This is a genomic window from Mycolicibacterium sp. XJ1819, from assembly GCF_053483675.1.
Genome location: NZ_JBEFST010000009.1, coordinates 163,891 through 187,128, shown reverse-complemented (window position 1 = coordinate 187,128; position 23,238 = coordinate 163,891). Strand labels below are relative to the sequence as shown.

The 23,238-nt window shown below is 67.1% G+C and carries 16 protein-coding genes and 3 pseudogenes; 4 read left to right on the top strand and 15 right to left on the bottom strand.

Features of this window, described 5'->3' with window-relative positions; translation table 11 throughout:
- Positions 1 to 13 precede the first annotated feature (13 nt).
- The 9 genes from gmk to pyrR form a co-directional block, all read right to left on the bottom strand.
- Entirely contained in the window at positions 14 to 589 is a 576-nt protein-coding gene (gmk, locus tag ABQE89_RS12095; protein WP_448416709.1) for a guanylate kinase, read from the bottom strand.
- Positions 590 to 605: 16 nt separating this feature from the next.
- A complete protein-coding gene (gene mihF, locus ABQE89_RS12090; protein ID WP_006244838.1) occupies positions 606 to 920 on the bottom strand; it encodes an integration host factor, actinobacterial type in 315 nt (104 codons plus the stop codon).
- Positions 921 to 1,372: 452 nt separating this feature from the next.
- Complete coding sequence (gene pyrF / locus ABQE89_RS12085; RefSeq protein ID WP_448416708.1) at positions 1,373 to 2,191, bottom strand: orotidine-5'-phosphate decarboxylase; 819 nt, start codon at positions 2,189 to 2,191, stop codon at positions 1,373 to 1,375.
- A gap of 2 nt (positions 2,192 to 2,193) precedes the next feature.
- Positions 2,194 to 5,532, bottom strand: a complete 3,339-nt coding sequence (carB, locus tag ABQE89_RS12080) for a carbamoyl-phosphate synthase large subunit (protein ID WP_448416706.1) — start codon at positions 5,530 to 5,532, stop codon at positions 2,194 to 2,196.
- The gene (gene carA, locus ABQE89_RS12075) at positions 5,532 to 6,653 is read right to left on the bottom strand and encodes a glutamine-hydrolyzing carbamoyl-phosphate synthase small subunit (RefSeq protein ID WP_448416704.1); all 1,122 of its coding nucleotides are present in this window, start codon (positions 6,651 to 6,653) and stop codon (positions 5,532 to 5,534) included. The genes carB and carA overlap by 1 nt, the downstream gene beginning before the upstream one ends.
- Positions 6,650 to 7,147, bottom strand: a complete 498-nt coding sequence (locus ABQE89_RS12070; protein WP_448416702.1) for a PH-like domain-containing protein — start codon at positions 7,145 to 7,147, stop codon at positions 6,650 to 6,652. The genes carA and ABQE89_RS12070 overlap by 4 nt, the downstream gene beginning before the upstream one ends.
- A gap of 79 nt (positions 7,148 to 7,226) precedes the next feature.
- On the bottom strand, positions 7,227 to 8,519 hold the full coding sequence (locus tag ABQE89_RS12065) for a dihydroorotase (protein WP_448416700.1): 1,293 nt from the start codon (positions 8,517 to 8,519) through the stop codon (positions 7,227 to 7,229).
- Positions 8,516 to 9,463, bottom strand: coding sequence for an aspartate carbamoyltransferase catalytic subunit (locus ABQE89_RS12060; protein WP_448416788.1), 948 nt, complete (start codon positions 9,461 to 9,463; stop codon positions 8,516 to 8,518). Before ABQE89_RS12060 ends, ABQE89_RS12065 begins: the two co-directional genes overlap by 4 nt.
- Before the next feature lie 8 nt (positions 9,464 to 9,471).
- The gene (gene pyrR, locus ABQE89_RS12055; RefSeq protein WP_448416698.1) at positions 9,472 to 10,050 is read right to left on the bottom strand and encodes a bifunctional pyr operon transcriptional regulator/uracil phosphoribosyltransferase PyrR; all 579 of its coding nucleotides are present in this window, start codon (positions 10,048 to 10,050) and stop codon (positions 9,472 to 9,474) included.
- A gap of 158 nt (positions 10,051 to 10,208) precedes the next feature.
- Between pyrR and ABQE89_RS12050 the strand changes: the two genes are divergently transcribed.
- Positions 10,209 to 11,414 (top strand): serine hydrolase domain-containing protein, encoded by a 1,206-nt coding sequence (locus ABQE89_RS12050; protein ID WP_448416696.1) that lies wholly within the window; start codon positions 10,209 to 10,211, stop codon positions 11,412 to 11,414.
- A 16-nt stretch (positions 11,415 to 11,430) separates the two neighbouring features.
- Positions 11,431 to 12,633, top strand: a complete 1,203-nt coding sequence (locus ABQE89_RS12045) for an FAD-dependent monooxygenase (RefSeq protein WP_448416694.1) — start codon at positions 11,431 to 11,433, stop codon at positions 12,631 to 12,633.
- A 14-nt stretch (positions 12,634 to 12,647) separates the two neighbouring features.
- Here ABQE89_RS12045 and ABQE89_RS12040 read toward each other — a convergent pair whose 3' ends face one another.
- Positions 12,648 to 14,342, bottom strand: a complete 1,695-nt coding sequence (locus ABQE89_RS12040) for a sensor histidine kinase (RefSeq protein ID WP_448416786.1) — start codon at positions 14,340 to 14,342, stop codon at positions 12,648 to 12,650.
- Positions 14,343 to 14,548: 206 nt separating this feature from the next.
- Here ABQE89_RS12040 and ABQE89_RS12035 point away from each other — a divergent pair, with 206 nt between their 5' ends.
- Positions 14,549 to 15,631: a 3-oxoacyl-ACP synthase III family protein gene (locus ABQE89_RS12035; RefSeq protein ID WP_448416692.1), complete on the top strand. Its 1,083-nt coding sequence runs from the start codon at positions 14,549 to 14,551 to the stop codon at positions 15,629 to 15,631.
- Positions 15,615 to 16,490 carry a 3-oxoacyl-[acyl-carrier-protein] synthase III C-terminal domain-containing protein gene (locus tag ABQE89_RS12030; protein WP_448416690.1) on the top strand — a complete coding sequence of 292 codons (876 nt, stop codon included), beginning with the start codon at positions 15,615 to 15,617 and terminating at the stop codon, positions 16,488 to 16,490. The genes ABQE89_RS12035 and ABQE89_RS12030 overlap by 17 nt, the downstream gene beginning before the upstream one ends.
- Positions 16,491 to 16,502: 12 nt before the next feature.
- Here the strand turns inward: ABQE89_RS12030 and ABQE89_RS12025 are convergent, their stop codons facing one another.
- From ABQE89_RS12025 to otsB, 5 genes and pseudogenes are all read right to left on the bottom strand, one after another.
- Positions 16,503 to 17,387 carry an erythromycin esterase family protein gene (locus ABQE89_RS12025; protein ID WP_448416784.1) on the bottom strand — a complete coding sequence of 295 codons (885 nt, stop codon included), beginning with the start codon at positions 17,385 to 17,387 and terminating at the stop codon, positions 16,503 to 16,505.
- Positions 17,380 to 17,613 (bottom strand): annotated as a pseudogene (locus ABQE89_RS12020) (erythromycin esterase family protein); the annotation flags it as partial. The pseudogene ABQE89_RS12020 and the gene ABQE89_RS12025, both read right to left, overlap by 8 nt.
- 263 nt (positions 17,614 to 17,876) lie before the next feature.
- Positions 17,877 to 18,549: pseudogene (locus ABQE89_RS12015) on the bottom strand (phosphoribosyltransferase); the annotation flags it as partial.
- A gap of 78 nt (positions 18,550 to 18,627) precedes the next feature.
- Positions 18,628 to 19,056: an Hsp20/alpha crystallin family protein gene (locus ABQE89_RS12010; protein ID WP_448416688.1), complete on the bottom strand. Its 429-nt coding sequence runs from the start codon at positions 19,054 to 19,056 to the stop codon at positions 18,628 to 18,630.
- 187 nt (positions 19,057 to 19,243) lie between these two features.
- Positions 19,244 to 23,208, bottom strand: a pseudogene (otsB, locus tag ABQE89_RS12005) (trehalose-phosphatase).
- Between the last annotated feature and the right edge of the window lie 30 nt (positions 23,209 to 23,238).

The window sequence follows — 23,238 nt, the reverse complement described above, 5'->3', positions numbered from 1 at the left end:
ATTGGGCGCATGCTCAGTCAGGGCCTACCAGCAAGGATACCAATTCCGCGCAGGCCGACTCCAATTGACTGTTGACCACCACGACGTCGAAGTCGCCCTGGGCGGCCAATTCGGCCCGTGCGGTGGCCAGTCGGCGGGCCATCACCTCGGGGGTTTCGGTGCCGCGGCCGGTCAGGCGGCTCTCCAGCACCTCCCAACTGGGCGGGGCCAAAAACACCGTGAGGACCTCGGGCATCGACGCCTTCACGGCGCGCGCACCGGCGAGATCGACCTCGATGAGGACGGGTCTGCCGGCGTCGATGGCATCGCGGACGGGCTGGGCGGGAGTGCCGGAGCGGTGCAGACCACCGTGGATTTCGGCCCACTCCAGCAGCGCCCCACCGTCGATCAACTGTTGGAACCGATCCTCGGTCACAAACGAGTAGTCGACGCCGTCGACCTCACCGGGGCGAGGCGCCCTGGTGGTGACGGACACGCTGAAATACAGGTCGGGAACGCGGTCACGCAGGCAGCGGACGACAGTCGATTTCCCGACGGCGGAGGGACCGGACAGCACAACCACCCGACCGGCCCCCCGGCCGGCGCTCAACGTAAAGCGCCCGGGACTACTGGTCGAACTTTTCCAGCAGCGCCTTGCGCTGACGATCGCCGAGGCCACGCAGCCTGCGGGTCGGGGCGATCTCCAGTTCGGTCATGATTTCCTGCGCCTTGACCTTGCCGACCTTGGGCAGGGCTTCCAGCAGAGCGGAAACCTTCATCTTGCCCAGGACCTCGTCGGTCTCGGCATCCTTGAGCACCTGCTTGAGGTTGGTGCCTCCGCGCTTGAGCCGATCCTTGAGTTCAGCCCGGATTCGACGTGCGGCGGCAGCCTTCTCCAACGCGGCCGCGCGCTGTTCGTCTGTCAACTGGGGAAGGGCCACGGGTTCCTCCGTCTCGTCACCATCTTGTTTTTCATCTCGGCTGACAGGAAAAACTCCAGAACAGCCAGCGACGACGACCGTACCCACGCCGCCTGACTAAAGCGAACCCCACCCCCGGCTTTTGCCGTCAAAAGCCCAGCGTGTCAGGGCGGCGACGGAATGACCGCGCGCGTCCTCCACGACGCCCCAAGCCGGCTCGGTCGCCGTGTTTCGCGGTGGAATTGCCTGAAAGTCAACGATTTTGGCGAGCCACCGGCAATCTCGCAGCCGGCGCCGTCGGTTCCGCACCTGGCCGCGGCGGCGCCGTGACGAGAATTTGAAAAATTTTCGCTGGTCAGCGCGTGTCGGGCGTGTCGAAATCGCCCAGCGCGTTACGCCTGTGACTGAGGTTTTCTGCTGTTGTTTATGTGACATATGTGACAGCAGGTGCGACGCGGGCCCCGTTCGGGGCATCAGGCCAGGTAGGCCACCGCGTCCCGGATCCGCTCGGCGGCGCTCCGCAGCGCCGTCACGTCCGGGCCCGCACGCAATATCTCCCGCGACACCGCGGGGAGCAGCGGGCCGCGCCCGCCCCCACGCAGCCCACCCAGGGCGTCGGGACGTCCGCCCTGCGCGCCCACCCCGGGCACCAGCACGGGACCGCCCAGGGCGCCGAGATCGGGCGGTTCGGGCACCGTGGCGCCGACGACGACCCCCACCGAGCCTGGTTCGGCCGCGTGCTCGCGGTTGACGGCCCCGGCCGCGTCGACGATCGACTGCGCGACAGTCGCGGATCCGGCCACCGCGCGCTGGATGGCGCCGCCCTCCGGGTTGGAGGTGGCGGCCAGCACGAACACCCCCCGGCCGCGGGCGTGGGCGAGGTCGAGCAGCGGGTGCAGCGACCCGAAGCCCAGGTACGGCGAGGCGGTGACCGCGTCGACGGCCAACGGTGAATCGCCCACCCACGCCTGCGCGTAGGCGGCCATGGTGGAGCCGATGTCGCCGCGTTTGGCGTCGGCGAGCACCAGCACCCCGGCCGCCCGCAACGCGCCGATCGTGCGCTCCAGCGCCGAATAGCCCGCGGCGCCGTACGCCTCGAAGAACGCCACCTGCGGTTTGACGATCGCGAAATCGGCGAAGGCCTGCACGCAGATCTCGCTGAACGCGCTCAGCCCGTCGGCATCGGCCGACAGATCCCATGCGCGCAGCAGTTCGGGATGGGGATCGATGCCCGGGCACAGCGGTCCGCGCGCCGACACCGCCTCGGCCAGCCGACGACCGAACCCGGCCACCGCTACGGCACCAGCACGCTGTGCAGTTCCTGCAGCGACATCACGCCGATGTCGCCGCGGATGGCCGCCTCGATGCCCTGTACGGCGGCCGAGGCGCCCTGCACGGTGGTCACACACGGGATGTTGTTGGCCACCGCCGCCGAGCGGATCTCATACCCGTCGACGCGGGGCCCGGAGTTGCCGTACGGAGTGTTGATGACCATGTCCACCTCACCGGCCTTGATCAGGTCCACCGCGGACGCGGCGGGCCTGTCGTCGCCCGGCGGCTGGAAGTGCTTGCGGACCTCGTCACACGGAATGCCGTTGCGGCGCAGCATTTCCGCGGTGCCCTCGGTGGCCAGCACCCGGAACCCCAGGTCCGCCAGCCGTTTGACCGGGAACACCAGTGAGCGTTTGTCGCGGTTGGCGACCGAGACGAACACGGTGCCCTCGACCGGCAGCGACCCGTAGGCAGCGGACTGGCTCTTGGCGAACGCGCTGCCGAAGTCGCGGGCGATACCCATCACCTCGCCGGTCGACTTCATCTCCGGGCCGAGCAGGTTGTCGATCTGCGCACCGTCGGTTTTGCGGAAGCGGTTGAACGGCAGCACCGCTTCCTTGACCGCGACGGGCGCATTGCGTGGTGTCGTCGCGCCGTCGCCGCTGCGAACCAGCAGCCCTTCCTCGCGCAACTGGGCGATGCTGGCGCCCAACATGATTCGCGCGCACGCCTTGGCCAGCGGCACCGCGGTGGCTTTCGACACGAACGGCACCGTCCTACTGGCCCGCGGATTGGCCTCCAGGACATAGAGGACGTCGTCTTTGAGGGCGTACTGCACGTTGAGCAGTCCGACCACGCCGATGCCATGCGCGATCGCCTCGGTCGCGCGGCGCACGGACTCGATGTCGCTGCGGCCCAACGTCACCGGCGGCAGCGCACACGCGGAGTCACCGGAGTGGATACCGGCTTCCTCGATGTGCTCCATGATGCCGCCGATGTACACCTCGGTGCCGTCGCACAGCGCGTCGACGTCGATCTCGATGGCGTCCTCGAGGAATCGGTCGACGAGCACCGGATGTTCGGGCGAGAGCTGGGTGGCCCGGGTGATGTAGCCCTCGAGGGTCTCCTCGTCGTAGACGATCTCCATGCCCCGCCCGCCCAGCACGTAGGACGGCCGCACCAACACCGGATAGCCGATGTCGGCGGCGATCCGGCGAGCCTGCTCGAAGCTGATCGCGGTGCCGAACTGGGGCGCGGGCAGCCCGGCGTTGTTGAGCACCTCGCCGAACGCGCCGCGGTCCTCGGCCAGATCGATGGCCTTTGGGCTGGTGCCGACGATCGGCACACCCGCCTGTTCCAGACGTTCGGCCAATCCGAGCGGGGTCTGGCCGCCGAGTTGCACGATCACCCCGACGACACCGGGCCCGCCCTCCCCGGAGGCCTGTTCGGCGTAGTAGACCTCGAGCACGTCCTCGAACGTCAACGGTTCGAAGTAGAGCCGGTCGGCGGTGTCGTAGTCGGTGGACACCGTCTCGGGGTTGCAGTTGACCATCACGGTCTCGAAGCCGGCCTCGCTGAGCGTGGTGGCGGCGTGCACGCAGCTGTAGTCGAACTCGATACCCTGCCCGATGCGGTTGGGACCCGACCCGAGGATGAGCACCTTGGGCCGCTCGGTCTGCGGTGCGACCTCGCTCTCCGCCGCGGGATCGAGCTCGTAGCTGCTGTAGTGATAGGGCGTTTTGGCCTCGAACTCCGCCGCGCAGGTGTCGACGGTCTTGAACACCGGGTGAATGCCCAGCCGGCTGCGCAGCGCACGCACGCCGACCTCACCGGCCAACTCCGGTCGCAGCGCGGCGATCTGACGGTCCGACAGTCCGTGGTACTTGCTGCGACGCAGCAGATCGGCGTCCAGCACGGGGGCTTCGAGCAGTTCGGCGCGCAGGGTGACCAGCCCGGCGATCTGCTCGACGAACCACGGGTCGATGCCCGAGGCCGCCGACACCTGCTCGACGGTGGCGCCCCGGCGCAACGCCAACTCCACACTGTAGAGCCGGTTGTCGGTGGGCGAGGTGAGGCTGTCCAGCAGCTCGTCGCGGGTCAGGTCGGGATCGGCCGCGGTCCAGAACCCGCCCCGGCTGGCTTCCAGTGAGCGCATCACCTTGCCGAGCGCCTCGATGAAGTTGCGGCCCAGCGACATCGCCTCCCCGACCGATTTCATCGTGGTGGTCAGGGTGCCGTCAGCGCCGGGGAACTTCTCGAAGGCAAACCGCGGCGCCTTGACCACGACGTAGTCCAGGGTGGGCTCGAAGCAGGCCGGGGTCTCGCCGGTGATGTCGTTGACGATCTCGTCGAGCGTGTAGCCGATCGCGAGCCGAGCGGCGATCTTGGCGATCGGAAAGCCGGTCGCCTTGGACGCCAGCGCGCTCGACCGCGACACCCTGGGGTTCATCTCGATGACGATGAGCCGACCGTCGGTCGGGTCGACGGCGAACTGGATGTTGCAGCCGCCGGTGTCCACGCCGACCTCACGCAGGATCGCGATGCCCAGATCGCGCATCGTCTGGTACTCGCGGTCGGTCAGCGTCATCGCCGGAGCGACGGTGACCGAGTCCCCGGTGTGCACGCCCATCGGGTCGACGTTCTCGATCGAGCACACCACCACCACGTTGTCGTTGCCGTCGCGCATCAGCTCGAGTTCGTATTCCTTCCACCCGAAGATGGACTCCTCGATCAGCACGTTGGCACTCGGCGAGGCGGCCAGACCGTCACCGGCCATCCGTTCGACGTCGTCGGCCGAGTACGCCATGCCCGAGCCCAACCCGCCCATCGTGAACGACGGCCGCACCACCACCGGCAGTCCGAGTTCCCCGACGGTCTCGCGGACCTCGTCCATGGTGAAACACACGCGCGAGCGGGCGGATTCGCCGCCGACCTTGGCCACGATGTCCTTGAACCGCTGTCGGTCCTCGCCGCGTTGGATGGCCTCGAAGTCCGCCCCGATCAACTCGACGCCGTACTTGTCGAGCACACCGCCCTCGGCCAGTGCCACCGCGGTGTTCAGCGCGGTCTGACCGCCCAGCGTCGCCAGCAAGCCGTCGATCTTGTTGCCGCGCTCGGCCTGCTGGGCGATGACCCGCTCCACGAACGCGGGCGTGATCGGTTCGACATAGGTGTGGTCGGCGTACTCCGGGTCGGTCATGATCGTCGCCGGGTTGGAGTTGATCAGCGTGACCTGCAGGCCCTCCGACCGCAACACCCGGCAGGCCTGGGTGCCGGAGTAGTCGAACTCGGCGGCCTGGCCGATGACGATCGGCCCGGAGCCGATCACCAGCACGTGGTTGAGGTCAGTGCGCTTGGGCATTACTCGGCCTCCCCCGTCATCAGGTCGACGAATTGGTCGAACAGATAATTCGCATCATGTGGGCCGGCCGCCGCCTCGGGATGATACTGCACCGAAAATGCTTTCCCATCAACAAGTTTGACGCCCTCAACCACGCCGTCATTGGCGCAGGTATGGCTGACGACCGCCTGGCCGAATTCGGTGTCGAACCGCTCCCCCGCCTCACCCTCCAGAGCGAAGCCGTGGTTCTGCGCGGTCACCGCGACCCGTCCGGTGGCGTGGTCGATCACCGGGATGTTGATGCCGCGGTGGCCGAACACCATCTTGTAGGTCGACCGGCCCAGCGCGCGGCCCAGTATCTGGTTGCCGAAGCAGATACCGAACAGTGGGATCCCGGCGCCGAGAACCTCACGGGTGAGCGCCACGATGTGATCGGCGGTGGCGGGGTCGCCGGGCCCGTTGGACAGAAACACCCCGTCGGGCTTGAGGTCGGCGATCGCATCGAAGCCCACCGTCGAGGGCAGCACATGGCTGCGGATGCCCCGGGACGCGAAGTTTCGCGGTGTGCTGGTCTTGATGCCGAGGTCGACCGCGGCGACCGTGAGCCGTTGCGGCCCATCGGGTTCCACCACATAGCTCACATCGGTGCTGACATCGCCCGCCAGATTCGCGCCGAGCATCGAAGGCTGGCCGCAGACCCGGACCAGCAACTCGTCGAGATCGGTGAGCGCGTCGCCGCTGAAGATCCCGGCCTTCATGGTGCCGAAGTTGCGCAGGTGGCGCACCACGGTGCGGGTGTCGATGCCCGCGATGCCGACGACGTTCTGCCGGACCAGTTCGTCCTGCAGCGTTGACGACGCCCGCCAATTGGAGGCCCGCGGCGACGGGTCGCGCACGGCGTAACCGGCCACCCAGATCTTGTCGTCGCGACTCTCGGCGTCCTCGTGGTTCCAGCCGGTGTTGCCGATCTGCGGTGCGGTGGCCACCACGATCTGGCCGTGGTAGCTGGGATCGGTGAGCGTCTCCTGATAGCCCGACATGCCGGTGGAGATCACCGCCTCGCCGAGCGTCTCGCCGACCGCGCCGAACGCGGTGCCGGTGAAGACGCGCCCGTCCTCGAGGACCAGAACTGCCTTACTCATGCGGCCTCCAACCAGCGGTCGTAGTCGGCGCGATCGTCGGCGCGGAAGCCGGTGTCGATCTCGGTGCCCGACGGCAGCCGCCATCGAATGGCGAGGATGCCCTCGTGGGTCAGCGCCTTGCCCGCCAGGCCGCGCTCGGTGCGAATCGCCGTGATCGACTCGTCGGGTATCCAGATCGGGACGGCGCCGGTGCGCTGCAACATGATTCCCTCGGGGTAGCGGGTCAGCACGGCCTTGTTGCGAAACCCGAGGTCGCCGACGACGACGCGGTCGTTCCAGCGCGGAGCCAGCGTGCTGCCGACATACAGCCCCTTGGTGGGCGGCACCAGGGCCGGTCCCACGCTGTCGGGCAGCGCGGGCAGCGTGCCGATCATGTGCGCCTGGCGTTCGGCGCGCCGGCGCCAGCCACGGATCATCAGCTGGATGACCACCGCGATCGCGACGGCCACCACGGCCGCCATGACCAACGACCCGACCAGGGTTCCGGTGTTCACGCGCCACCCCCACCCCGCCCAAACGGACAAATGGGTGGGAAAAGGCGAGTGCAATACACCATTTCGTCGATCTGGGCGCTCACGCTGGGCTCTTCCCGTCGCGCGCGGTGACCTTGCCGCGCAGCGTGGTCAGGGTCACCGCGGCGGGCAACTCCATCGACTCGTAGGGCGTGTTCTCCGAACGGCTGGCCAGGGCGTTGCCCTCCACGGTCCAGGTGACGTCGGGGTCGACGACGGTCAGGTTGGCCGGTTCGCCGACGGCCAGCGGCCGGCCCTGGTCGGGCAGCCCGACGATGCGGGCGGGGTTCTCGCTCATCACCCGCGCGACGTCGCGCCAGCCGAGCAGACCCGGGCGCACCATCGTCTCGACCACCACCGACAGCGCGGTCTGCAACCCCAGCATCCCCGGCCGCGCGTTGGCGAACTCGCACATCTTCTCGTGCTCGGCATGCGGGGCATGGTCGGTGGCCACACAATCGATGATGCCTTCGGCCAAGGCCCGGCGCAGTGCCTCGGCATCGCTGCTCTCGCGCAGCGGTGGGTTCACCCGGTTGCGCCCGTCATAGGTCTCCAGCCGCCGGTCGTCGAGCAGCAGGTGGTGTGGAGTCACCTCGGCGGTGATCGAAATCCCTTGCGCCTTGGCCCACCTGACGAGCTCGACGGTGCCCGCCGTGGAGGCGTGGCAGATGTGCACCCGCGCCCCGGCATCGCGGGCCAGCAGTGCGTCGCGCGCGACGATGGACTCCTCGGCCGCCCGCGGCCAGCCCGCCAGCCCCAGCCGGGCGGCGTTCGGACCCTCATGGGCGACCGCGTCGACGGTCAGCCGCGGCTCCTCGGCGTGCTGGGCGATCAGCACACCGAGCCCGGTGGCGTACTCCAGGGCTCGCCGCATGATCAGCGGATCGTGCACGCAGACCCCGTCGTCGGAGAACATCCGGACCTGCGCGGCCCCGGCGGCCATCATCCCCATCTCGGTGAGCTGGGTACCCGCCAGGCCCATCGTCACCGCGCCGACCGGGTGCACGTCGACGAGCCCGACCTGCTGGCCCCGATGCCAGACATGGTCGGTGACCACCGGGCTGTCGGCGACCGGGTTGGTGTTGGCCATCGCGAACACCGCGGTGTAGCCGCCGAGAGCGGCTGCAGCCGAACCTGTTTCGATGTCCTCGGCATATTCGCGACCGGGCTCGCGCAGATGGGTGTGCAGATCGACGAAGCCGGGTAACAGGATCTGCCCGGTGGCGTCGTAGACCTCGGCGGTGTCCGGAATCGCGAGATCCGGGCCGATCTGCGCGATCTGACCGTCGCTCACCAACACGTCGACCCGGTCGCCCTCGCCGTATAGCCGCACCCCGCGAATCAGCAGGCTCATGCGCTGATCACCTCCTGCTCGGCACCCACCAGCAGGTGGAACAGCACCGCCATTCGCACATGCACCCCGTTGGAAACCTGTTGCAGTACCGCCGATTGCGTCGAGTCGGCGACGGAGTAGGCGATCTCCATACCGCGCACCATCGGGCCCGGATGCAACACGATCGCATTGCCGGGCAGCATCGCCTGGCGCTTCTCCGAGAGCCCGTAGAGCGTCGAGTACTCGCGCGCGGACGGGAAAAACCCGCCGTTCATCCGTTCGGCCTGCACGCGAAGCATCAGCACCGCATCGGCGATCGGCAGTTCGGCGTCGAGGTCGTGGGAGACGGTCGCGGGCCACTCGGCGACCCCGACCGGCAGCAGGGTGGGCGGTGCCACCAGCACCACCTCCGCGCCGAGGGTGTGCAGCAGATGGACGTTGGAGCGGGCCACCCGGCTGTGCAGCACGTCACCGACGATCACCACCCGCTTGCCCTCGATGTCGCCGAGCCGCTGGCGGATGGTCAGCGCGTCGAGCAGCGCCTGGGTCGGATGTTCGTGGGTGCCGTCGCCGGCGTTGATCACCGTCGGACCGCCGTCCTCGGCGGCGGTCCACTGCGCGAGCTGCTGCGGCGCACCGGAGGCGGGGTGACGGATGATCAGTGCGTCGGCGCCCGCGGCGCGCAGGGTCAGCGCGGTGTCACGCAACGACTCGCCCTTGGCCACCGAGGATCCCGATGCGCTGACGTTGATCACATCGGCGCTCATCCACTTGCCCGCCACCTCGAACGACACCCGGGTGCGGGTGGAGTTCTCGTAGAACATCGTGATGATGGTCCGCCCGCGCAGCGTGGGCAGCTTCTTGACCTCACGGCCCAACAGCGCATGGCTGAACCGGTCGGCGTCGTCGAGGATGGCCAGCGCTTCGTCGCGGGACAGGTCGGCGGCCGACAGCAGGTGCTTCATCGCTCGGGTCATCGTGGCGGCCCCCCGTGCGGCGCGATCCACACACCGTCGATGTCGTCGTTCTCGGCCAGGCGCACCTTGACATTCTCACTGCGCGAGGTGGGCACGTTCTTGCCGACGTAGTCGGCCCGAAGCGGCAGTTCGCGATGGCCGCGGTCGACGAGCACCGCCAACTGCACGGCGCGCGGCCTGCCGATGTCGCGCAGCGCGTCCAGTGCCGAACGCACCGAGCGCCCGGAGTAGAGCACGTCATCGACGAGGATCACCAGCGCCTGGTCGATCCCGCCCTCGGGGATCGAGGTGTCCTCCAGCGGCCGCGGCGGTTTGATGTTGAGGTCGTCGCGGTAGAGCGTGATGTCCAGCGCACCGTGCGCGACGGTCACGCCCGAGAACTCGTTGATCTTCTGTGCCAGCCGTGTGGCCAATGTGACCCCGCGGGTGGGGATTCCGAGCAGCACGACGTGCGGCGGTCCGGCCGGATCATCCAGCGCGGTCTTCTCGATGATCTGATGAGCGATGCGGGAGATGGTTCGGTTGACGTCCGCTGCGGACATCAGTACTCGGTCACCATCCGTTGGGCCCGACATGTCTGGCGGCACCAAGCGGCTCTGACCTCCTTCTCCGCCTCACGGGACGGCTCGTTAAAGGACGTCGAAACTGCGGCGAGCTTAGCACCCGCGTGCGGACGGGCACGTCGGCGACTCGTATACCGGCCCGCCGAGGGTGTGTCAGTACGCTGGCGCCGATGAAACTCGACGCCAATCAGGCATCGGTGCGCGAAGCCATCGACGCGGGCCTGCTCGCCGGCGCGGTCACGATGGTGTGGCGGGCCGGGCAGGTACTGCAGGTCAACGAACTCGGCCATCGCGACCTGGAGGCGGGCCTGCCCATGCGGCGGGACACCATCTTCCGCATCGCCTCGATGACCAAACCGGTCACCGTCGCCGCCGCCATGACGCTGGTCGAGGAGGGCAAGCTGGCGCTGGCCGATCCGGTCACCAGATGGCTGCCCGAGCTGTCCGAGATGCGCGTGCTCGACGCGCCCGGTGGACCGCTGGAGAAGACCCATCCGGCGCGTCGCCCGATCACGGTCGAGGACCTGATGACCCACCGCAGCGGGCTGGCCTACTTCTTCTCGGTGACCGGTCCGCTGGCGCGGGCGTACTCGCGGGTCTCGGCCCGACAGAACCCCGACGGCTGGCTGGCCGAGGTGGCCGCGCTGCCCTTGCAGCACCAGCCTGGCGACCGGCTGACCTACAGCGTGGCCACCGACGTGCTGGGCATCGTCTTGGAGCGCATCGAGAACAAGACGCTGCAGGACGTCCTCACCGAACGGATCCTGGGCCCGTTGCAGATGGCCGACACCGCGTTCTACGTCGACGCCCGTAACCGTGGCCGGGTCGCCACCATGTACCAGCTCGCCGACGACGACACGCTCAGCCACGACGCGATGGGCCCGCCCCCGGTCTCGGCGCCACCGTTCTGCATGGGCGGCGCGAACCTGTTCTCCACCGCCGACGACTATTTGAGGTTCGCCCGGATGCTGCTCGCGGGTGGCGAGGTCGACGGCGTGCGGGTGCTCTCCGAGGAGTCGGTGCGGACCATGCGCGGCGACCGGCTGACCGACGAGCAGAAGCGCCATCCGTTTCTCGGGATGCCGTTCTGGGTGGGCCGCGGGTTCGGGCTCAACCTGTCGGTGGTGACCGACCCGGCGCGGTCGCGCCAATTGTTCGGCCCCGGCGGTCTGGGCACGTTCAGTTGGCCGGGCGCCTACGGCACCTGGTGGCAGGCCGATCCCAGCGCCGACCTCGTCGTCATCTACCTCATCCAGAACATGCCGAACTTCGGCGCCGACGCGGCGGCCGCCGTCGCGGGCAACACGGCCCTGCTCAAACTGCAGTCCGCCCAGCCCAAATTCGTCCGCCGGACCTATCAGGCGCTCGACCTCTAGCGTTTATTCTGGCCGCATGGCACAGCCGACCGTGGTGGTCAGCGGCGCGGGCATCGCCGGGCCTTCCCTCGCGTTCTGGCTGACCCGCAACGGATACCGCGTGATCGTGGTGGAGATCGCGCCGGGCGTGCGCCCCGGCGGCCAGACCGTCGACCTGCGCGGTGCCGGCGGCGACGTGGTCGAGCGGATGGGCCTGATGGACCAGATGCGAGGCCTCGCACTCCAACAGCGCGGCGCGGCCTGGGTGCGCTCCGACGGCACTCGCCGCGCCGAGATGCCCGTGACCGCGTTCGACGGGAACGGGCTGGTGTCCAAGCTGGAGATCCTGCGCGGTGACCTCGTCGGCGTGCTCTACGAGGCCACCAAAAACAGCGCCGAATACCGGTTCGGTTGCACCGTCACCGAAGTCGCCCAGGCCGACGACGGCGTCGACGTGGTCCTCGGCGACGGCACCCGGTTGCGCGCGGACCTTCTCGTCGGTGCGGACGGTCCGCATTCGACGGTGCGCCGCATCGTGTTCGGGCCCGAGGAGCGGTTCGTCACACCCATCGGCGGATACAACGCCTGGTTCTCGGCACCCGACACGGTCGGTCTCGACGGGTGGTATCTGCTGTATCAAGCCCCCGGTGGACTCAACGCCTCCATGCGGCCCTCACATGACCCGGCAGTCGCCAAGGCCGGCTTGGCTTTCCAGTCGCCGCCGATCGCCTACGACCGACACGATCTCGACGCGCAGCGCCGGATCCTCGTCGAGCGGTTCGCCGGTGCCGGTTGGCATTGCGACCCGCTGCTGGCGGCCGCCGCAGAGGCCGACGACTTCTACTTCGACTCCTTCGCCCAGGTGCGCATGCCGTCGTGGTCATCGGGGCGTGTCGCACTCGTCGGCGACGCCGGCTACTGCGCGTCACCGCTGAGCGGAATGGGCACCAGCCTGGCATTGGTGGGCGCCTACCTTCTGGCCGGCGAACTCGGCACGGCGGGTTCTGTTGGCGCCGAAGGGGTCCGGGCCGCGTTGGCGCGCTACGAGACGCTGATGCGGCCGTATGTCGATGCCTGTCAGGACCTGCCCAACACCATCGACCGCTACGCGCCGATGACCGAGAAGGACATCGCGGCCAATGCGTTCGTGATGAAGTGGATGCAGCGCTGGCCGGTTCGCCCCGTCGCCCAGCGGTTGTGGTTCACCGCGGCGCAGTCAATCGACCTGCCCGACTACTGAGGCGTCAGCAGAATTCATTCGGCGCCCAGGCACGGGGCTGACCACCGCACCACTGTCCCCTCATCGAGCGTGCTGTAGACGGTGAAGTCTCCGCCGACATCCAGAGCACGCTTGTGCAAGTTGTTCAGACCGCTGCGGGTGATGTCAGCGCCGCTGAAGCCCCGGCCGTTGTCGACGACTTCGATGGTGAGGTCCTCTGACACGACGACACTGACGGTCAGCGAGGTAGCGTCGGCATGTCGAACAGCGTTGCTGACCGCTTCGCGGACAACGGCTTCGGCGTGATCGGCCAGTTCGGCGTCGACGATCGACAGCGGGCCCGTGTACTGCGCCGCGATGCGCAGTGCTGGGTTCGAGAATCGGGCGACGACCTCGTCGAGACGCTGCCTCAGGCGGGTGGTCACAGTCGATGACCCGTGTAGATCGAAGATCGCGGTGCGGATCTCCTGGATGACCTGCTGGAGGTCATCGACACAATCCGAAAGCCGTTGTCGCACCTCGGGAACTCGGGCCCGCGGAAGGACTCCTTGAAGCGACAGGCCGACGGCAAAGAGTCGCTGGATCACGTGGTCATGCAGGTCTCGGGCGATGCGGTCCCGGTCGGTCAGAATGCTGAGTTCGTGCACTTGGTGCTGTGCGGTCGCCTGCTGCCAGGCCAGCGCTGCCTGGTCGGCGAACGCTGCCATGATGTCGAGCTGGTCATCGGTGAACGGTTGTGCACTCGCTGGGCGAAGCGCGACGAGAACACCGGCGACGGCGTCCGCGGTACGAAGGGGAAGCACAAGTGCCGGGCCGGCGGTTCCCGGGTCGCTGAGCACGTCGCCGAATCGGTCAAAACGTGCGGGCCGGCGCCCGGCGAACGCTTGGCCGACCAACGATTCTTCTACCGGCAGCGACGGTGGCAACGACACAGGGCCATCCACTGACGTTGCCGCGATGACCAGTTCGTCCACCTCGTCTGGCGGCGCCTCGGGATCTGACGGCACTGCCACGAATGTCAGTTCGGCACCGCTGAGCTGACGAGATTTCTCCGCGACCAAATGGAACACTCGGGCTGGGTCGGTTCCGGCGAGCAGCTCCGTCCCGATGTCGCGGGTGGCCGCGATCCACGCTTGACGAGTCTTCGCCGACTCATACAGGCGCGCATTGTCGATCGCGATGCCCGCCGCGGCTGCCAGAGCCTGAACAAGCACTTCGTCGTCCTCGCTGAACGGTTGGCCGCCCGCCTTCTCCGTCAGGTACAGGTTGCCGAAGACCTTGTCGCGGATCCTCACGGGCACGCCGAGAAAGGTCCGCATCGGTGGATGGTTCGGGGGAAATCCGACGGATGCGGCATGGTGGGCGATGTTGTCCAAGCGGATGGGTTTGGGATCGTCGATCAGGACACCCAGGACGCCGCGGCCCTCCGGCAGGTGGCCGATTTTCGCGCGCAGCTCCTCGTCGATGCCCTCGTAGACGAACTCCACCAGTTCGTGTTCGTGCCCGCGCACACCTAACGCTCCATACCGAGCGTCCACCAGCTCGATGGCGGTGTGCACGATGGTCTTGAGCGTCTGGTCGAGCTCCAGACCCGACGTCACCACCAACATGGCTTCGACGAGACCGTCCATCCGATCGCGGCCCTCGACTATCTGCTCGATACGATCCTGGACCTCCATGAGCAGTTCTCGAAGCCGCAGCTGCGACAGGGTTTCGCGCAGGGGAGCCATACCTGTGTCCACCCGCAGGTCGGCCTCGTCGGTCACCACCCCATCGTCCACTTTTCTGGACGTGTCGGGGCGCGTTCCGGGCATAATTTGACGGCTCCGAAAGCCGTGGGCTGCGTGACGAAGGTCCCCAGCGCCGGGGACCAAAGCGATTATCTGCCTCTGTCGGCGCAACCGAGCCTTAAACGGTGCGTACTCATTGGCTCCTGATGGAGGTCGCACAACAGGACCGCACCACACCGTTCGGCACCCGCCTGGCGGGCGCCGGCCGGCACCTGCCGCGCACCCACCTCACCACCGACGAGCTGATGTCGACCGCACGGCATCACCCCCACATCGACCTCGAGCGACTGACCGGCATTCACGAACGTCGGGTGTCCGTCGGCGATGAGGATTCACTCAGCCTGGCGACCTCGGCGGTGGTGGACTGTCTCGACAAGGCTCGATGCGACGCAACCTCCGTCGATGTCGTGATCAACTGCAGCATCACCAAGTTCCGCGGAGGCTTGACGCAGTGGCTGGAACCGACGATGAGCAGCGCGATTGCCCATGCGATCGGCGCCGACGGCGCAATAACCTTCGACATCAACAACGCATGCGCGGGAATGTTGACCGGTGTCACGATCGCCAACAATTGGATCCGGCGCGGCGCCGTCGAACGCGCACTAGTGGTCAGCGGGGAGTACATCTCCCAACTGGGCCGAAACGCCGCCCGCCACATCCACAACATCATGAGCAAAGAACTCGCGTCGCTGACGCTCGGAGATGCGGGTGCGGCGCTACTTCTCGAACGCGCCACCGCCGGCTCCGAGGGCATCTCTGTTGCCGGCTTCACGACGGTCGCGGACTACAGCCGGCTCTGCCTCGGCTATCCGAAGGGACCCGATCCGGGTGCCCGGATGTTCACCGATGCCCGCGGTATCCACCGGGCCGCGATGTCCAACACGCCACCGCTGTTGCACGAAGTCCTCGAGACGGCTGGCATCGCGATGCACGACATCGATCACGTGATCACCCACCAGACATCGGCACGCGCAATCCGCAAGGGAATGGCCGAGGTCACGATGACGTTCGGCGAGGCCCCCCGCCACGATGCGGTCATTACCGTCGACCGGTACGGCAACACCGCCTCGACCACACACACCGTGGCCCTGATCGAAGAACTCGAAGCCGGCCACATCCGGTCGGGCGAGACGATCGCCCTCATCGCGCTGGCCTCCGGCCTGGAGATCGGCGTGGTGCTGTTGACGTTGGACGAGACACTGGTGAGCAGCTATGGGCACGATCATTGAAAACGTCCACGTCACCCGCGGTGGGTGGCGGCGACGGCACAGCGCGCTGCGTCTCGCCGACGCGGCGGCGAAAGGCTGCCTGCGCGGGGCGGGGCGACATCCGCGCGACCTCGACCTGCTGGTCAACGCCGGCCTTCACCGTGACCGCAACCTGGGCGAACCCGCCCTTGCGGCGATGATTCAGGACGACATCGGAGCGAATCCGGAGGACCCGCACGCCAACGGCCACGGAACCTTTTCCTTTGACGTCGCCAACGGAACCTGCGGCGTCATCACCGCACTGCAGATCGTCGATGGATTTCTCAGGTCCAGCACCGTCGACAGCGCGCTGATCGTGGCGAGCGACGCCGACCCCGGCGGCGCGTCCAGTGAACACTTCCCGTATTCCCCAGTTGGAGCGGCAATGTCATGTACCTGGGACGCCGGCCACGACGGGTTGGGTCAGGTGTATTGGACCAACAAGCCGGATGGCGGCGAAAGCTACCGCGCGACGGCTGGACTCGTCAATCGGCACAATGTCCTTCGACTCGCCGAGTCCCAGGATTTCGAGGTTCTCCTCGCCGAGGCCGCCGCCGAGGCGGCCCGTCGCTGCCTTCGCGAAGAATCCCTCGACACAACGGACGTCGACGTGATTGTCGCCGCCCCGGCCCGGCGGGCGTACCGGGCGGCCCTTGCCGAGCGGCTCGGGGTCGCGGCGGGCGCCGTCGTCGTCGCAGACGACGAGCACACCCACACCGCCTCGCTGGCAGCGGCGTTCGAACGGGGTACCCAGCGGCTTCCAGGCGGAGCACGTGTCCTGCTCGTGGCCGCGGCGGCGGGGATCACGGCAGGCGCCGCGCTCTATCGGATACCGGGCTGACCGCCGGCGCTGTCACAGGCCGGTCGGATACGTCTCCGGCGTCTCCCCGGCCACCCAGACGCTGGTGACCTCGAGCGGTTCGAGGGCGCGGGTGTCGTCGACGTGGATGATCGCGTCGAACTGTTCGGATGGGCGAACGTGGTAGTAGTGGCTCTGCCGTTCGGTTTCGGGCAGATAGATGACGCCGATGGCGCGGCTCAACCGGACGGTGTCCAGCGGTTCGGCCGCCGAGTGGTCGATGATCGCCGACACCACGAAGTCCGGATCGCCGGTTTCGTGGAAGAGTTCTTCCACGCTGCCGTTCACCGCGGGCCGCACCACTTTTCGCTCTGCGATCCCGCCCCATTCGCCGGCTGCGGTGACCGTGCCGGTATACGTGGTGAACCCGATCAGCCGGCAATCGTCGCCGTACCGTTCTCGCGCCAGCTGGCCCAGCGTCAGTTGGCCGTCGCCGGTGACTTCGGTGGCCCGTGCGTCGCCGACGTGAGAGTTGTGTGCCCAGACCACGATTCGCGCCGGTTCACGGCCGTTGTGGCGGTCCAGATGGGTCTGCAGCGCTTCCAACGTCTGGGCCATGTGTTGGTCACGCAGATTCCACGAGGTGACCCGGCCGCTGAACATGGCCCGGTAGTATGCCTCCGCGTTGCGCACCGTGAGCGCGTTCTGCTGCGCGTAGAACGCCTCGTCCTCGGCAAGCAGCCCGTTGCAGTGTGCGTATTCGACCGCATTGCGCTGCATTTCGATGAGTTGGGTCCAGCGCTTGTCTCTCGCAGGACTGGCCGGCGCCGAAGGCCGCCGCGAAACCGTACGCCTGTCCGTCGTCGGCCGAGACGTGGTCGAAGCACGCGTACCGGGCGCGCGCCCGCGCCGCCGCGCGTAGGTCGACCTTGTCGAGATAGGCGATCACCTCCTGCATCGACCGATGCAGACTGTACAGGTCCAGCCCGTAGAAGCCGGCCTGCCGAGCGCCGTCCGAGCGGTGTCGCCGGTTGTGGGCGTGCAGCCAGTCCACGAAGTCTCGGACCACGACGTTGCGCCACATCCACGCGGGAAACCGCTCGAAGCCACGAATTGCTTACTCGGCTGTGGTGTCCTCGCCCAGCCCCCGCACGTAGCGGTTGACGCGGTACGCGTCGGGCCAATCCGCCTCGGCCGCCACCGCGCAGAAGCCCTTCTTCTCGATCAGCCATTTGGTGATCTCCGCGCGCGCTTCGTAGAACTCGTGAGTGCCGTGCGAACTCTCACCGATCAGGACCACCCGCGCATCGCCGACGATCTCCTCGAGCGCTTCCGTGGGCGGCAGCCCGCCGGGCGCGCGCACCGCGGCGGCGCGGATGGTCTCGGCTGCCGACACCCGCGTATCGAGCCGAGAGAATGTCGTCTCCGTGGTCGGAGCGGCCAGTAGGTCGCGCACTTCCTGGTCGCTGACCTGACGGAAGTCCCAGTACCATTCACCCACCGCGCGGAACGGGGTGGGCATCGTCGCACAGACAGCGTCGTCGACCATTCCGGCGAATTGCCGGCACGTCGACTCCGGCGCGGCCGGAACCGCGACCACCAGCGCCTTCGGGTTCCGTTCCCGCAACGCCTGTACCGCGGCGAGCATGCTCGAGCCGGTCGCCAGGCCGTCGTCGACCAGGATCACCGTCCTGCCGGCCACCTCCAGCGGCGGTCGGCCGCCCCGGTAGACGGCCTCGCGCCGGATCAGTTCTCGCCCTTCACGTTCGGCGACCTCACGCAGCTGCTCAGGCGTGACGCGCAACGCCCGCAGCACGTCGTCGTTCACGACGACGTGCCCACCGCTGGCCAGCGCGCCCATCGCGAACTCTTCGTGGCCGGGTGCGCCGAGCTTGCGCACGATGAACGCATCCAAGGGGGCACCGAGCGCCGCCGCCACCTCCCAGGCCACCGGAACCCCACCGCGGGCCAGCCCCAGCACCACAACGTCCTCACGACCCCGGTAGGCGCTGAGCAGTTCGGCCAGGACCCGGCCCGCTTCGCGGCGGTCACGGAACACCCGGCCGGGCGCGTTGCGCAACGATTCGGTTGCTCGAGCCATCGTTGTCGTCCCTCGCCTGATTCGATGTGATGCGGCGGTCCCGGGGACCGCAGACCCCGGGACCGACCGAATCGATTACTACTTGGCCTCGACCGCGATGCGCTTCTCTGCCGGCTCGACCGTCTTGGCGACCGGTACCGACACGGTGAGGATGCCCTTGTCGTAGGCGGCCTTGATGCCGTCCTCGTCGGCGCCCGGGGGCAGCATCACCGAACGCATGAACGAGCCATAGGAGAATTCGGAGCGTCCGTTGGTCTTCGTCTCGGAGCGCTCGGCCTTGATGGTGAGCACGCCCTCGCGCACCGAGATTTCGACGTCCTTATCCGGGTCGACACCCGGAATCTCGGCGCGAATCTCGTAGCTGTCCTCTTTGTGTTCGTCCTCGACGCGGATGATGTGGCTGCCCAGCGCGGGACGCAGGTTCGCCCATGACGGGAAGCCCTCGAAGAACTCAGCCAGATCCGGCCAGAACGAGCGCGGACGTTGCTGGGTGGGAAGTTTGCTCATGAATGCCTCCTTTGCGACGTCGGTGTGTCGTTGACGGTTCCATCCCAACACCGCGCCGACATCGCCCGATAGGGACGGAAGTCCCGGTCCGCCAGGGTCCTTCGTCGCAGGGCCACCGCCGTACCTACAAACGCCGGGCGCAGGATTCGTTGCGGTCCGCCGAATCAGAACGGGCTTGAGAAGCCGGCTATGAGCGCTGAGGGCGGCTAGGAAACCGGATGGTGCTACCCGGGGCCAGGTGTTCGATCCGGCCTCGGCATTCGATCATCACCGGCCGAACATCTCGTGGGTCGACACTGACCTCTGCGCCCTTGCCGCTGACGCGTACATGCAGGTGATGACCGCGGTAATGGAGCGGAAAGCCGAGTGCACCAAGGGACTCCGGCCAGTTGGGCGCGAGGACCAGACGATCGCCGCGGGTCTCCAGCCCGGTGAAACACCGCTGAATGAGATCGACACTACCGGCCATTGCGGCCAGATGAATCCCCTCGGAAGTGGTGCCACCCTGTATGTCGGCGACGTCGGACTTGAGAACCTGTTCAAAGAATTCCATCGCGTGGTCGCGGTTGGCCCGCGCCAAGACCCAGGTGTGCACGACAGCGCTCAGGGTTGATCCATGCGATGTCCGCGCCAGGTAGTAGTCGACCATCTTCGGGATCTGGTCAGGGTCCAAGCGGTAGCCGAGCCGAGTCAGCAATTCCCGTAGTTCGTCGGAGGACAGCAGGTACAGCAACATCAACGCGTCGGCCTGCTTAGATGCCTTGTAACGGTTGACGTCATCGTTCTCGGCCTCCAGAATCCGGTCCAGCCGCCGGATATCGCCGTACCGTTTCCGATAGAGGGGCCAGTCCAACTCCGCCAACGCTTCGTATCCGTCGAACTGACTGATGATGCCGTCGTGGAACGGGACGAACATCCGGCGACTGACGTGCTCCCACTGCTCCAGTTCCTCGGTGGTCAGCGAGACTTTCTCGCGGAGGTCCAACCGGTTGGGTAGCGGCATCGACTCGAGTGCCTCGACGGCCCTCAGGATGACCCACACGGCCATCACGTTTGTGTAGGCGTTGCTGTCGATGCCGTCATAGGGACGCTCCGGATAACCGGAGTGGAACTCGTCGGGCCCGATGACGCCGGAAATAGCGTAGCGGTCGCACTTTTCGTCATACGTCGTTCTGCTGACCCAGAATCGAGCTATCTCCACCAGCAACTCGCTGCCGTAGTCGATCAGGTAGGCCAGGTCGCCGGTGACCTGGTAGTACTGCCACACGTTGTACGCGATCGTGATACCGATGTGGTGCGCGCGGTGACTGGCATCGGGATTCCACCGCCCCGACCGGGGGTTCAGATGCATGGCTTGACTTTCCTCGCGACCATCGCTGCCGGACTGCCACGGAAACATCGCACCGCAGAAGCCGGCCAGCCTTGCGGCCCGGCGAGCTTCGGGCAGCCGTCGATAGCGGTAATGAAGCGACGCCCGGGTGATCGTCGGATACCGAAGGTTGAGCACGGGGAAGATGAACAGTTCATCCCAGAACACGTGGCCGCGGTACGCCTCGCCATGCAGTCCACGGGCCGGTACGCCGACGTCGAGGTCTTCACCGTGGTAGGAGACGGTCTGCAGCAGGTGCAGCAGATGCAACCGCAGGATGCGTAGTTCGTCGAAGTGATCTTCGAATTCGATCGAGAGCCGCTCCCAAAGGTGTGCCCACGCAAAGACATGCGCAGCTCGTATGGTCGCGAACCGCCCCTGGCGTTCCAGCCTCCGTTCGGCCCCGGTGGCCGGTTCCGATGTGGCGGTGTCGCGTCCGGTCACCAGGCTCACGATCTTCTCCACCGTCAGCTCCTGGCCCCCGTTGAGGTCGGTGAAGATCTCATGGCCGATCTCGAATTCCTCGTCGACAAGTCGATACGTCGCGGGAGCGGGCTTGTCGCCGTGCCAAACGGTGGTGCGGGCGGCCATCGCCACCTGGATGTGCGACTGGGTGGTCTCGACGCTCATCAACACCGAATCCTCAGACAGGCCACGTTTGGCCGGCGAGCTCAGGTGGGTGCTGGCCAGTCCGCGATAGCGCTCGACTCCTGCGTTGCGGATGTTGCCGTCGATCGTCGACCGAATCTGTATCGTGCCGGACCAGTCTTCGGCGGCGACGACGGTCTGCAATGCGGCGATGTGCGCAGCGTGCATTGCCACAAACCGATGCTGGGTCAGCTGGGTCGTCCGGCCGGCTCGGTCGCGGAAGCGCACCTCGCGGGTCAGGACCGCTTCGCGCAGATCCAACGTTTGGCGATACGACAACAGCTCGGCCGCGTCGATATCGAACCAGTCACCACCATCGATGCGGAATGTCAACGGTAACCAATTGGGCAGGTTCACGATGCTCTCGTTGTCAATCGTAGTGCCGCCCAACAGATCCTCCAGACGGTTGTACACGCCGGCGGCGTAGGTGGCCGGGTAGTGCACCTGGCCGGCTTTCGATTCCGGAGCCGCACCCCTCGTGGCGAAATAACCGTTGCCAACGGTGCACAACGCCTCCCGAAGCTTTTCCGCTTGAGGTTCATAGCCGTCGAAGGTGTACGTCCACGCTTCGTCTGAACTCTGTTGCGCGTAGGTCAGCCAGTTCCCACCGTGCTGCAGGAACTGTTGTACCTCTGCGACACCGTCGAGCGTGAACTGAGCGGCAGATCCACGGTCGGCGGCCTCGTCGTGGCGCACCGCGATCCCGATGCCACTGAATCGAATCGCCTCGAATGCATCCTCATCGGCGAGATCACCGCCGATGTAGATCGGCACCGTGCGTCCGGATTGGTTGACTCGCTTACAAATCCAAGCGAGCGCGGCACCTGTGCCCCAGTCGACCTCTGGCCTCAACTCGACCACGTTTCGGCCACGGACTACCCGGAGGCCATGCTGACGGCCGCGCCGTCGGGTCGCCGCGACAATATGGACCACCTGCTCTGGGCTCACGTTGTGATAGTGCACGGCGACCGAGAATCGGTTGTCCTCGACGCGCACGTCAGAAATTCCGTCGAACTCGGCGTGCAGTTCGGCGGCGGCCATCACCAGCACAGGTGACGCCACGACCGCTGCGTCGTGTTGGTAGTGGCTGCCGTCCGGGCCGACCAGCTCGAAGCCGTGGCTCCCGGCGTACCAGATCCCGGTCAGGTCGACTCGCTCACGGATGTCGTCCAGGTCTCGACCGGTGAGGATGGCCACCGGACAGTGCGCGACCAGTCGTTCCAGGGCCGCGGCCGTCCCGTCGACAAGGCGTGCGCCGCCCGGGTCCGCGACGTTCTCGGACAGCGCGCCATCGAAGTCGAGGCAGACGATCGGCTGGCGGCCACTCAGGACGCCGATCAGCTGGCCATAGGAGTTCAACGCGTTGGGAGTGCCGACATACGCTTGCCGCCCTCACGCAGTTCGATCTCCGCGAGGTCGGCGACGACGGCATCTGCCTCCAATCGCAGGAGCCCGTCGGTGTGCCCGAGTCGGTCGACAGCGATGGTGAGCGCGAAACCGCCGGACCGGCTCGCCTGAACACCGGCCGCGGCCTGCTCGACGACGACGGTGCGCTCCGCTTCGGCGCCGAGTCGCCGCGCCGCCTCCAAGAGCATGGCGGGATCGGGCTTGCCCGCGAGTCCGAGTTCCTCCACGACCACACCGTCGACACAGACGGTGAACAGGTCGCCGAGTCCGGCCGACCTCAGAATCTGCCCACAGTTGCGGCTGGGCGAACAGACCGCGGTCTTCACCCCGGCCGCGGATAATCGACGAACAAGTCTGACCGTCGAATCAAACACGGGCACATCGACATCGAGCTGCTCAAGAACTCGCCGCTTCTTGCGGTCGGCGAGTTCGCACACCGTGTCCTGGTCGGTACCGGAGCGACCGTCCCGCGGCAGCGAGATCCCCCGCGACGCCAAGAAGTCGCAGACGCCGTCAAGTTGTGCCTTGCCGGCGATGAGGCGCCGGTACTCGTCGTCGGTGAAGGGCGATTGGTCCTCATAGACGCTCGCAGGTCGTCGGGCCAAGAAGTCGTCGAAAACCGTCTTCCATGCCGCGGAGTGCATCGGTGCGGTGTCGGTAACCACGCCATCGAGGTCGAAGATGACCGCGTCGTGCAGACGCGGGTCGATGGTCACCGGCGTGTTCATTCGCGCGCAGTCCTCTCGATGTTCCTGCAG

What these genes read in the sequence shown, in the direction of transcription:
- carA (WP_448416704.1), bottom strand. Translation starts at nt 6,653, where the DNA reads ATGAGTAAGGCAGTTCTGGTCCTCGAGGACGGGCGCGTCTTCACCGGC.
- ABQE89_RS12050 (WP_448416696.1), top strand. Translation starts at nt 10,209, where the DNA reads ATGAAACTCGACGCCAATCAGGCATCGGTGCGCGAAGCCATCGACGCG.
- ABQE89_RS12065 (WP_448416700.1), bottom strand. Translation starts at nt 8,519, where the DNA reads ATGAGCCTGCTGATTCGCGGGGTGCGGCTATACGGCGAGGGCGACCGG.
- ABQE89_RS12040 (WP_448416786.1), bottom strand. Translation starts at nt 14,342, where the DNA reads ATGGCTCCCCTGCGCGAAACCCTGTCGCAGCTGCGGCTTCGAGAACTG.
- carB (WP_448416706.1), bottom strand. Translation starts at nt 5,532, where the DNA reads ATGCCCAAGCGCACTGACCTCAACCACGTGCTGGTGATCGGCTCCGGG.
- ABQE89_RS12045 (WP_448416694.1), top strand. Translation starts at nt 11,431, where the DNA reads ATGGCACAGCCGACCGTGGTGGTCAGCGGCGCGGGCATCGCCGGGCCT.
- ABQE89_RS12060 (WP_448416788.1), bottom strand. Translation starts at nt 9,463, where the DNA reads ATGAAGCACCTGCTGTCGGCCGCCGACCTGTCCCGCGACGAAGCGCTG.
- ABQE89_RS12030 (WP_448416690.1), top strand. Translation starts at nt 15,615, where the DNA reads ATGGGCACGATCATTGAAAACGTCCACGTCACCCGCGGTGGGTGGCGG.
- ABQE89_RS12010 (WP_448416688.1), bottom strand. Translation starts at nt 19,056, where the DNA reads ATGAGCAAACTTCCCACCCAGCAACGTCCGCGCTCGTTCTGGCCGGAT.
- pyrR (WP_448416698.1), bottom strand. Translation starts at nt 10,050, where the DNA reads ATGTCGGGCCCAACGGATGGTGACCGAGTACTGATGTCCGCAGCGGAC.
- ABQE89_RS12035 (WP_448416692.1), top strand. Translation starts at nt 14,549, where the DNA reads ATGGAGGTCGCACAACAGGACCGCACCACACCGTTCGGCACCCGCCTG.